Origin of the sequence: Sphingomonas sp. UBA978, assembly GCF_002292295.1 — a bacterium.
Lineage (GTDB): Bacteria > Pseudomonadota > Alphaproteobacteria > Sphingomonadales > Sphingomonadaceae > Sphingomonas.
The window spans coordinates 44,576-55,061 of record NZ_DBBS01000014.1; the positions used below are offsets into that span (position 1 = coordinate 44,576).

Here is a 10,486-nt window from a genome sequence, read left to right on the forward strand (position 1 = left end):
CGATCCGTCGCAGTCATTGCGTTGGATCGGTAGGGTGCGGTCGGGCATCAGGTGGTCATGAACGCCGACGCCGATCCCATCCCCCGCACCGAAGCGGCCATCGCCGCCGCGGCGGCGGCGATCGGCCTGACCATCCCGCCGGCGTGCCTGCCCGGCGTGGTCGCCAATCTGGCGTTGCTCGATCGCCATGCCGCGATCCTGCGCGGGACGGGCGGATGAGGACGGCGGTCGCCATCGCCGCATCGGTGCGCGCCGGGCGCGAATCCGCGCTGACGCTGGTCGAGGCATGCCTTGCCACCTTGCCCGCGGCGGACACGCGGCTGGTCGCGACGACGCGCATCCTCGCCGATCGCGCGCGGGCGGAGGCGGCGCGGGTCGACGGCATCGTCGCGGCGGGCGGCGATCCGGGGCCGCTGGCGGGCGTGGTCTACGGCGTGAAGGACCTGTTCGACGTCGCGGGCCTGCCGACCACGGCGGGATCGACGCTCTATGCCGACGCGCCGCCCGCCGCGGCGGATGCGACCGCGGTCGCGCGGCTGCGCGACGCGGGGGCGGTGCTGGTCGCGACGCTGAACATGGACGAATTCGCCTATGGCTTCGCGACGATCAACGCGCGCCACGGCACGACCCGCAACCCGCACGACCCGAGCCGGCTGGCGGGGGGATCGTCGGGCGGGTCGGCGGCGGTGGTCGCGACCGGGCTGACGCCGCTATCGCTGGGGTCGGATACCAACGGATCGATCCGCGTGCCCGCCAGCCTGACCGGCGTCTATGGCCTGAAGCCGACGCATGGCGCGCTGCCGATGGCGGGGGTGTTCCCCTTCGCCGACAGTTTCGACGACATCGGCCCGTTCGCGACGTGCGTCGCCGATCTGCGGCTGGTCTGGGACGTGCTGGGCGGGGCGTCTGCCGACGATGGCGCGCCGGTCCGCGTCGCGCGGCTGGGCGGGCGCTTCGCCGCGAACGTCGATCCCGATCAGGTCGCGGCGATCGACGCGATCGCGCCCGGCGCGGCGACGGTCGATTTGCCCGATATCGCGCGGGCGCGGTCGGCGGCGTTCGTCATCACCGCGGCGGAAGGGGGTACTCTGCACCGCGATGCGCTGGCGCGCGCGGCGATGGCGTTCGACCCGGCGACGCGCGACCGGCTGATCGCGGGCGCGCTGCTGCCGGCGGGGCTGGTCGCGGCGGCGCAGGCGTTTCGCGCCGGCTTCCGGCAGCGGGCGGCGGCGCTGTTCGCCGATCACGACGTGCTGGTCGCGCCCGCCACGCCCTGCGTCGCGCCGCCGGTCGCCGATCCGCGGATCGCGATCGACGGGGCGATGGTGCCGGCGCGCGCCGATCTCGGCATCCATACGCAGCCGATCAGCTTCGCCGGGCTGCCGGCGCTGGCGGTGCCCTTGTACCGGCCGGGGCGATTGCCGCTGGGGTTGCAGCTGATCGGGCGGCCGGGGGGCGAGGCGACGCTGTTCCGGTTCGCGCAGATGCTGGAAGACGGGGGGCTGGTCGGCGTGTCGCCGCCGGCGGACGGGGGACAGAGCGATGACTGACGCAGCGGCCACGGCACCTTCCGGCCGGCTCGACCGGCGGTTCGCGCTCAGCGCGCGGGGCACGACCGCGCGGACCGAGGTGCTGGCCGGGGTCACGACGTTCCTGACCATGGCCTATATCGTGCTGGTCAACCCGGCGATCCTGGGACAGGCGGGGATGCCGGTCGCGGCGGTCGCGGCGGCGACCTGCTTTGCCGCGGCGTTCGGATCGATCCTGATGGGGATGGTCGCCAACACGCCGCTGGCGCTGGCGCCGGGCATGGGGCTGAACGCCTATTTCAGCTTCACCGTCGTGCAGCAGATGGGGGTGCCGTGGCCGGTCGCGCTGGGCTGCGTGTTCGTGTCGGGCATCGCGTTCCTCGTGCTGACGCTGACGGGGGTGCGGCAGATGATCGTCGCGGCGATCCCGATGTACCTGTTCGCCGCGGTGGCGGGCGGGATCGGGCTGTTCATCGGCTTCATCGGACTGAAGAACGCCGGGCTGATCGTCGCAAACCCGGCGACCTTCGTGGCGCTGGGCGACCTGAAGGCGCCGGGGGCGATGCTCGCGCTGTTCGGGCTGCTGGTGATCGGCGGGCTGAGCGTGTGGAACGTCCGCGGTGCGATGCTGATCGGGATCGTCGCGACGACGATCGTCGGCTGGCTGACCGGGCAGGTGGTGGTGAAGCCCGAACCCTACGACCTGTCGGCGCTGGCCGGCACCGCGTTCCAGCTCGACCTGCCGGGCGTGTTCGGGCTGACCGGCAGCCACGGGCTGGGGCTGCTCGAGATCCTGTTCGTGTTCCTGTTCGTCGACCTGTTCGACAATATCGGCACGTTGGTCGCGGTGACGAAGCGGGCCGGGCTGATGGACACGGCGGGGCGGATACCGGGATTGAACCGCATCCTCCTGACCGATGCGACCGCGACCGTGGTCGGGTCGCTGGCGGGGACCAGCACCGTCACCAGCTATGTCGAAAGCGCGGCGGGGGTGCAGGCGGGCGGGCGCACCGGGTTGACCGCGGTGGTCACCGGCCTGCTGTTTCTCGCGACGATGTTCGTCGCGCCCTATGCGCAGATCGTGCCGCTGGCGGCGACCGCGCCCGCGCTCATCATCGTCGGCGGGCTGATGCTGCTGCCGCTGGGCGAGGTGGCGTGGGAGGACCCGCTGTCGGCGATCCCCGCGTTCCTGACCGTCGCGATGATCCCGCTGACCTTCTCCATCGCCAACGGCATGGCGTTCGGGATCGTCGCGCATGCGCTGCTGAAGCTGGTCCGCGGCCGCGCGGGACGGGCGGACTGGTTTCTGTTCGTGCTGGCGGCGCTGTTCGTCGTCCGCTTCGTGTGGATGGGGGCGGCATGATGGCGATGCCGGCGACGGTCCCAGCGACGATCACCGGCGCGTCGGGCATGGTCACCGCGCCGCATCACCTCGCCGCAGAGGCCGGGTGCGCGGTGCTGAAGGACGGCGGCACCGCGGTGGAGGCGGCGGTGGCGGTCGCGGCGACGCTGGCGGTGGTCTATCCGCACATGACCGGGATCGGCGGCGACGGCTTCTGGCTGGTCGCCGAACCCGACCGCGCGGTGCGCGCGATCCACGGCTGCGGCGGCGCGGCGGCGCGTGCCGACCTCGCGCTGTACGATGGCCATGCCGCTGTCCCGACGCGGGGACCACTGGCGGCGAACACGGTGGCGGGCACGCTGTCGGCCTGGGCCGCGGCGCTCGCCGACGACGGCGGGCGGCTGCCGCTGGCGCGGCTGCTGCGCGATGCGATCGGCCATGCCGAGGCGGGGGTGGCGATCACCGCTGGCGGCGCGGCGATCGCGGCGGCGAAGGGCGACGAACTGCGCGGGCAACCGGGGGCATGGGCGGCGATCTTCGAACCCGACGGCCGGCCGATGCGCGCGGGCGAGACGCTGCGCCAGCCGGCGCTGGCGGCGACGTTGCGGGCGATCGCGGCGGACGGCGTCGCGGATTTCTATGGCGGGCGGCTGGCCGCGCTGGTGGCGGAGGACCTCGCCGCCACCGGTAGCCCGGTCGATGCCGCCGATCTGGCCGCGCATCGCGCGACGCGGCCGGCGCCGCTGCGCGCACGGATCGACGGTATCGACCTGTTCAACACCGCCCCGCCGACGCAGGGGTTCGCGTCGCTGATGATTCTCGCCCTGTTCGACCGGTTGCAGGCGGCGCATGCCGACGGCTTTGTGCATCTCCATGCGCTGGTCGAGGCGACCAAACAGGCGTTCCTGTTGCGCGACCGGCATGTCGGCGATCCCGACTGGCATCATGTCGACCTGCAGGCGCTGCTGCACGACGGGGCCGCGCTGGACCGGCTGGCGGCGGCCATCGACCCCGCGCGGGCGCTGCCCTGGCCGCAGCCGTCGATGCCGGGCGATACCTGCTGGTTCGCCGCCGCCGACCGCGACGGGCGGGTGGCGAGCGTGATCCAGTCGACCTATTTCGAATTCGGATCGGGGATCGTTCTGCCGCAGACCGGTATCACCTGGCAGAATCGCGGCAGCTCGTTCCGGCTGGCGGCGGACGGATGGAATGCGCTCAAGCCCGGCCGCAAGCCGTTCCACACGCTCAACCCGGCGCTGGCGCGCTTCGACGACGGGCGGACGATGGCCTATGGCACGATGGGCGGCGAGGGGCAGCCGCAGACGCAGGCGGCGCTGTTCACCCGCTATGCGCGCTATGGCATCGATCTGCAGGCGGCGATCAGCGCGCCGCGCTGGCTGCTCGGCCGGACCTGGGGCGCGGACAGCACGACGCTGAAGATCGAGGAGGGGTTTACGCCCGCGCTCTACGCCGATCTCGCGGCGGCGGGGCATCAGGTCGAGCGGGTCGCGGCGCACGGCCAGATGATGGGCCATGCCGGCGCGATCGTCCGCCACGCCGACGGCCGGCTGGAAGGCGCGACCGACCCGCGCAGCGACGGCCGGGTGGTGGCGTGGTGAGCGACCCAGCCCTCATCGGTGCCGGCGGCGGCGCACGCGCGGTGGCGCGGTGCGACGCGCTGGGCGTCGCACCGTACAGCGACATGGCCGACGGGCTGTACCGGGGCTATCTGACGCCGGCGCACCGGGCCGCAAGTGCGCAGGTGGCGACGTGGATGACGGCGGCGGGGATGCGCGTCGCGGTCGACGCCGCCGCCAATCTGATCGGCCGCTACGAGGGGACGGCCCCCGACGCGCCGGCGCTGCTGATCGGCAGCCATATCGACAGCGTTCGCGACGCCGGGCGCTACGACGGGCCGCTGGGCATCATGCTGGGCATCGAATGCGTCGCGGCGCTGGCGGCGGCGGGGCGGCGGATGCCGTTCGCGATCGAGGTGATCGCGTTCGGCGACGAGGAGGGATCGCGCTTTCCCGCGGCGATGCTGACCAGCCGCGCGGTCGCGGGCACGCTGGCCGCGGAGGCGCTCGCGGTCGTCGATCGCGACGGCGTGACGCTGGCCGATGCGCTGGCGGCGGCGGGGCTCGACGTCGGCCGCTATCGCGAGGCGGCGCGCGCGCCGGGAACGACGCTGGCCTATCTGGAGGCGCATATCGAACAGGGCCCGGCGCTGGAGGCGGCGGGACTGGCGGTCGGGACCGTCACCGGCATCGCGGCGCAACGCCGCTATGCGGTGCAGGTGACGGGCATGGCGGGCCATGCCGGCACGACCGCGATGCCGCTGCGCCGCGACGCGCTCGCCGGTGCGGCGGCGATGGTGCTGGCGGTGGAGCGGATCGCGCGCGACGACGCCTCCGACCTCGTCGCGACGGTCGGTACGATCGCGGCGGCGCCGGGGGCGGCGAACGTCATCGCGGGGGCGGTGTCGTTCACCGTCGACGTGCGGTCGGGCGATGCGGCGCGCCGCGACCGGGCGGCGGCGGCGATGCTGGACGCGATCGCGGGGATCGCCGCCGACCGCGGGCTGGCGGTCGCGATCGAGCCTGTCCACGACCTGCCGGCGAGCCCGTGTGCGCCCGATCTGATGGACCTGCTCGACGCGGCCACCGTCGCCGCGGGGCAGCCGGTGCACCGGCTGGTGTCGGGCGCGGGGCATGACGCGATGATCCTCGCCGACCTGTGCCCGACCGCGATGCTGTTCGTGCGGTGCCGCGACGGAATCAGCCATCATCCCGCCGAACAGGTCGACCCCGCCGACGTCGAGATCGCGTTGCAAATCTTGCTCGGCTTCATCGACCGCCTGGGGGACCGCGCATGACGCCCGACCTGACGCCCGACCTGTTCGGGGAGATCGATCCGCCGCAGCGGCTGCTGATGGGGCCGGGGCCGGTCAATGCCCATCCGCGCGTGCTGCGCGCGATGTCGGCCGATCTGCTGGGCCAGTTCGACCCGGAGATGACCGGCTATATGAACCAGGTGATGGCGCTGTACCGCCCGGTCTTCGGCACCGCCAATCGCTGGACGATGCTGATCGACGGCACCGCGCGCGCGGCGATCGAGGCGGCGCTGGTGTCGCTGGTCGCGCCCGGCGACCGGGTGCTGGTGCTCAATTTCGGCCGGTTCGGCCTGCTGCTGACCGAGATCCTCGCGCGGATCGGCGCGGTGGTCGATACGGTCGAGGCGGACTGGGGACAGGTGGTGCCGATGGACGCGGTCGCCGCCGCGATCGCGCGGATCGGGCCGAAGGTGGTCGCGACCGTCCATGGCGATACGTCGACGACGATGGCGCAGCCGCTGGACGGGCTGGGCGCGCTGTGCCGGGCGGAGGGGGCGCTGAGCTATGTCGATGCTACCGCGACGCTGGGCGGCATGGAGATCGCCGCAGACCGGTGGGACGTCGATATCGTCACCGGCGGCCTGCAGAAATGCCTCGGCGGGCCATCGGGGTCGGCGCCGGTGACGCTGTCCGATGCCGCCGCCGCGCATATCGCCGCGCGACGCCACGTCGAGCGCGGCATCCGCCGCGACGACATCCGCGACGGGGCGGGGGTGCGGATCGGGTCCAACTATTTCGATCTGGCGATGATTATGGATTATTGGTCGGAAAAGCGGCTGAATCATCATACCGAGGCGACGTCGATGCTGTACGCCGCCCGCGAATGCGCGCGCGTCGCTTTGGGCGAGGGGCTACCCGCCCGCTTCGCGCGCCATGCCGCCGCCGGGCGCGCGGTGACCGCGGGACTGCGCGCGATGGGGCTGACGGTGTTCGGCGACGACGCGCACCGGATGACCAACGTCACCGGCGTCCATATTCCCGAGGGCGTCGACGGGGAGCGGGTGCGCACCGCGATGCGCGACCAGTTCGAGATCGAGATTGGCACCGCCTTCGGCCCGTTGCAGGGGCGGATCTGGCGGATCGGCGCGATGGGATACAATGCGATGAAGCACAAGGTGCTCATCACGCTGGGCGCGCTGGAAGCGTGCCTGCGGCAGGAGGGGTTCGCCTTGCCCGCGGGCGAGGCGGTGGCGGCGGCGATGGCGGCGTGGGACGCATGAGCGCCGCCGCCCGCGACCTCACCGGTTATGGCGCGACCCCGCCGGCGGCGGCGTGGCCCGGCGGCGCGCGCGTCGCGGTGCAGTTCGTCGTCAATTACGAGGAAGGCGCGGAGAACAACGTCCTGAACGGCGATGCCGGGTCGGAGGCGTTCCTGTCCGAGATGGTCGGCGCGCAGAGCCATCCCGACCGGGCGATGGCGATGGAAAGCCTGTACGAATATGGCAGCCGCGCCGGCTTCTGGCGGCTCCACCGGCTGTTCGCGGCGCGCGGCCTGCCGGTGACGGTGTTCGGCGTCGCCGCCGCGCTGGCGACCAACCCGGACGCGGTCGCGGCGATGCAGGCGGCGGGGTGGGAGATCGCGAGCCACGGCCTGCGCTGGATCGATTACCAGCGCGTGCCCGAGGCGGTGGAGCGCGACCATATCGCCGCGGCGATCGCGCTGCACGCCGAGGTGACCGGGGAGCGCCCGCTCGGCTGGTATCAGGGCCGAACGTCGCCCAACACCGCGCGGCTGATCGCGGAGGAGGGGGGCTTCGTCTACGACGCCGACAGCTATGCCGACGACCTGCCGTACTGGGACCGGCGGCACGGGCGGGCGCAGTTGGTCGTCCCCTATACGCTCGACGCCAACGACATGAAGTTCGTGGCGCTGAACGGCTTTACCGAGGGGGAGGCGTTCTTCCGCTACCTGCGCGACACGTTCGAGATGCTTTGCGCCGAGGGTGGGCGGATGATGTCGGTCGGGCTGCACGCGCGCATCGCGGGGCGGCCGGCACGGGCGCTGGCGCTGGCGCGGTTCGTCGACCATGTCGTCGCGAGCGGCGATGCCTGGGTGGCGCGGCGGATCGACATCGCCCGCCACTGGATGGAGCGGCACCCGGCATGACGATCGACGATCCCGCGCTGCTCGCCGAGGTGACCGCCGCCTTCCACGCCTATGAGCGCGCGCTGATGGCGGACGATATCGCGGCGATGGACGCGCTGTTCCACGATGCGCCGACCACCAACCGCTATGGCGTGGGCGAGGTGCTGTACGGCATCGCAGCGATCCGCGATTTCCGGCGCGGGCGCGGCGGGTCGCCGCAGCGGCAACTGGGGCGGGTGGCGATCACCGTCTACGGCACCGTCTACGGCGACGCCTTCGCCACCGCCGATGCCGAATTCTTTCGCGACGGCACCGACCGGCGCGGCCGTCAGACGCAAAGCTGGGTGCGCTTCCCCGACGGGTGGAAGATCGTTTCGGCGCACGTCAGCCTGGAAGGGAGCAGCTCATGAGCGCCGCCGCCTTCGTCGCGCGCTACGGCGCGCTGTTCGAGCATTCGCCTTGGGTGGTGGAGCGCGCCGCCGCGCAGGCACCCTTCGCCGACCTGCACGCCGGGCTGATGGCGCAGGTTCATGCCGCGACGCCGGAGGAGCAACTGGCGCTGATCTGCGCGCATCCCGAACTGGCGGGCAAGGCGGCGATCGACCGCACACTGACCGAGGCGTCGGCGGGGGAGCAGGCGTCGGCGGGGCTCGACCGGCTGACGCCGGCCGAATACGACCGGTTCCACGCGCTCAATGCCGCTTATGGTGCGCGGTTCGGCTTTCCGTTCATCATCTGCGTCCGCCTGACCGACAAGGCGGGCATTCTCGCCGCGATGCAGACGCGGCTGGACAACGATCGCGAAACCGAGATCGCGACGGCGATCGAACAGATCGGCGAGATCGTGCGGCTTCGGCTGGAGGATCTGCGATGAGCGGGGCGGACGCGATCGGCCTGCCCGCGCTGGAGGCGGAACTGGCACGGCAGCTGGTGCTGATCGGCCATGGCGGCCCCGACTGGACGACGCCGCGCCAGCATGCCGAAGGCCATGTCCATGACGTGGTGATCGTCGGCGGCGGGCAGAGCGGTCTGGCGGCGGCGTTCGGCCTGTTGCGCGAACGCGTGTCCAACATCCTCGTCATCGACGACAACCCGGCCGGCTATGAAGGGCCGTGGGACACCTATGCGCGGATGCTGACGCTGCGCACGCCCAAGGAGCTGAACCCGATCGATTTCGGCATCCCGGCGCTCAGCTATCGCGCCTGGTGGGAGGCGCAGCATGGCGCGGCGGGCTGGGCGGCGGTCGGCAAGATCGCGCGCGGCGACTGGATGGCGTATCTGCGCTGGTATCGCCGGGTGCTGGCGCTGCCGGTGCGCAACGAGACGCGGCTGACGCTGGTCGAGCCACTGGGCGATGGCCTCCACCGATTGCATATCGAAGGCCAGCGGCCGCTGCTGGCGCGCAAGGTGGTGCTCGCGACCGGCATCCAGGGCGGCGGCGCATGGCATGTGCCGCCGATGGTCGCCGACGCGCTGTCCCCGCATCTGTACGCGCATACCAGCGCGCCGATCGACTATGCCGCGCTGGCGGGCAAGCGCGTCGCGATCCTCGGCGGGGGCGCGTCGGCGTTCGACAACGCCAATGCCGCGCTGGCGCTGGGGGTGGCGGAGGCGCACGTCTTCATCCGGCGCGCGGTGCTGCCGCGGATCAACCCGATCCGGCTGATGGAGCGGGTGGGCTTCACCGGCCGCTATCCGGCGCTGGACGATGCCGCCAAATATGCGGTGATGACCTCGTTCCTCGGGCACAACCAGCCGCCGACCAACGACATGTTCGAGCGGGCGGCGGCGCGGCCGGGCTTCATGCTGCATCTCGGCGCGCCATGGCTGTCGGTCGTACCGGCGGGTGCGGGGGCGCGGGTGACGACGCCGGACGGGACGCACGACTTCGACTTCCTCGTGCTGTCGACCGGGCTGGTCAGCGACCCGGCGCTGCGCCCCGAACTGCGGCTGGTCGCCGGGCGGATCGCGCGCTGGCGCGACCGGTTCGCGCCGGCCGGGGCGGCGCATCCGCTGATCGACGCGCACCCCTATCTGGGCGACGGGTTCGACCTGTTGCCGCGCGACGACGCCGATGCGGCGATGCTGCACGGATTGTTCGCGTTCAACTATTCCGCGCTGGTCAGCCTCGGGTTGTCGGCGGCGGCGCTGTCGGGGTTGCGCACCGCCCTGCCGCGGCTGGTGAAGGGCGTGACCGACCAGCTGTTTCTCGACGACCGCGCGGCGCTGGTCGCGGCGCTGATCGACTATGACGAGCATGAATTCATCGGCGAATGGCCGCGACGGCAGGAGGCGGCGGCATGAGCGCGACCCTTTCCACCCATGTCCTCGATACCGCGCACGGCCGGCCGGCGGCGGGGGTCGCGGTGACGCTGGCGACGGTGGCGGGGGAGGTGATCTGGTCGGGCGCGACCGACGGCGACGGCCGCTGCCCGGGCATGCCGGGGATCGCGGCGGGCGGATACCGGCTGACGTTCGCGGTCGCGGCCTATTTCCGGGGGGCTGGCGTGGTCCTGCCCGATCCGCCGTTCATCGACCGGGTCGCGATCGACTTCGGCGTCGCCGCGGATGGCGGGCATTATCACGTGCCGCTGCTCGTCGCGCCGTTCGGCTATTCCACCTATCGGGGCAGCTGA

Annotated in this window: 11 protein-coding genes; all 11 read left to right on the plus strand. The window is 72.5% G+C overall.

What is annotated here, in order from left to right; all coding sequences use genetic code 11:
* The first annotated feature begins 57 nt into the window (after positions 1–57).
* From B2515_RS06625 to uraH, 11 genes are read left to right on the plus strand one after another with little or no spacing between them, the layout of a single operon-like run.
* Entirely contained in the window at positions 58–219 is a 162-nt protein-coding gene (locus B2515_RS06625; protein ID WP_293875069.1) for an AtzG-like protein, read from the plus strand.
* Complete coding sequence (locus tag B2515_RS06630) at positions 216–1,550, plus strand: AtzE family amidohydrolase (protein ID WP_293875071.1); 1,335 nt, start codon at positions 216–218, stop codon at positions 1,548–1,550. The genes B2515_RS06625 and B2515_RS06630 overlap by 4 nt, the downstream gene beginning before the upstream one ends.
* Positions 1,543–2,892: an NCS2 family permease gene (locus B2515_RS06635; RefSeq protein ID WP_293875073.1), complete on the plus strand. Its 1,350-nt coding sequence runs from the start codon at positions 1,543–1,545 to the stop codon at positions 2,890–2,892. The genes B2515_RS06630 and B2515_RS06635 overlap by 8 nt, the downstream gene beginning before the upstream one ends.
* A complete protein-coding gene (locus B2515_RS06640; RefSeq protein ID WP_293875074.1) occupies positions 2,889–4,490 on the plus strand; it encodes a gamma-glutamyltransferase family protein in 1,602 nt (533 codons plus the stop codon). Before B2515_RS06635 ends, B2515_RS06640 begins: the two co-directional genes overlap by 4 nt.
* Positions 4,487–5,746: an allantoate amidohydrolase gene (locus B2515_RS06645; RefSeq protein WP_293875075.1), complete on the plus strand. Its 1,260-nt coding sequence runs from the start codon at positions 4,487–4,489 to the stop codon at positions 5,744–5,746. Before B2515_RS06640 ends, B2515_RS06645 begins: the two co-directional genes overlap by 4 nt.
* Positions 5,743–6,984 (plus strand): pyridoxal-phosphate-dependent aminotransferase family protein, encoded by a 1,242-nt coding sequence (locus B2515_RS06650; protein ID WP_293875076.1) that lies wholly within the window; start codon positions 5,743–5,745, stop codon positions 6,982–6,984. The genes B2515_RS06645 and B2515_RS06650 overlap by 4 nt, the downstream gene beginning before the upstream one ends.
* Positions 6,981–7,871, plus strand: coding sequence for an allantoinase PuuE (puuE, locus tag B2515_RS06655; RefSeq protein ID WP_293875078.1), 891 nt, complete (start codon positions 6,981–6,983; stop codon positions 7,869–7,871). Before B2515_RS06650 ends, puuE begins: the two co-directional genes overlap by 4 nt.
* Positions 7,868–8,260 (plus strand): oxalurate catabolism protein HpxZ, encoded by a 393-nt coding sequence (hpxZ, locus tag B2515_RS06660; RefSeq protein WP_293875080.1) that lies wholly within the window; start codon positions 7,868–7,870, stop codon positions 8,258–8,260. Before puuE ends, hpxZ begins: the two co-directional genes overlap by 4 nt.
* Positions 8,257–8,724, plus strand: a complete 468-nt coding sequence (gene uraD, locus B2515_RS06665) for a 2-oxo-4-hydroxy-4-carboxy-5-ureidoimidazoline decarboxylase (RefSeq protein ID WP_293875082.1) — start codon at positions 8,257–8,259, stop codon at positions 8,722–8,724. Before hpxZ ends, uraD begins: the two co-directional genes overlap by 4 nt.
* The gene (locus B2515_RS06670) at positions 8,721–10,154 is read left to right on the plus strand and encodes an FAD/NAD(P)-binding protein (protein ID WP_293875083.1); all 1,434 of its coding nucleotides are present in this window, start codon (positions 8,721–8,723) and stop codon (positions 10,152–10,154) included. The genes uraD and B2515_RS06670 overlap by 4 nt, the downstream gene beginning before the upstream one ends.
* Complete coding sequence (uraH, locus tag B2515_RS06675; protein WP_293875085.1) at positions 10,151–10,486, plus strand: hydroxyisourate hydrolase; 336 nt, start codon at positions 10,151–10,153, stop codon at positions 10,484–10,486. Before B2515_RS06670 ends, uraH begins: the two co-directional genes overlap by 4 nt.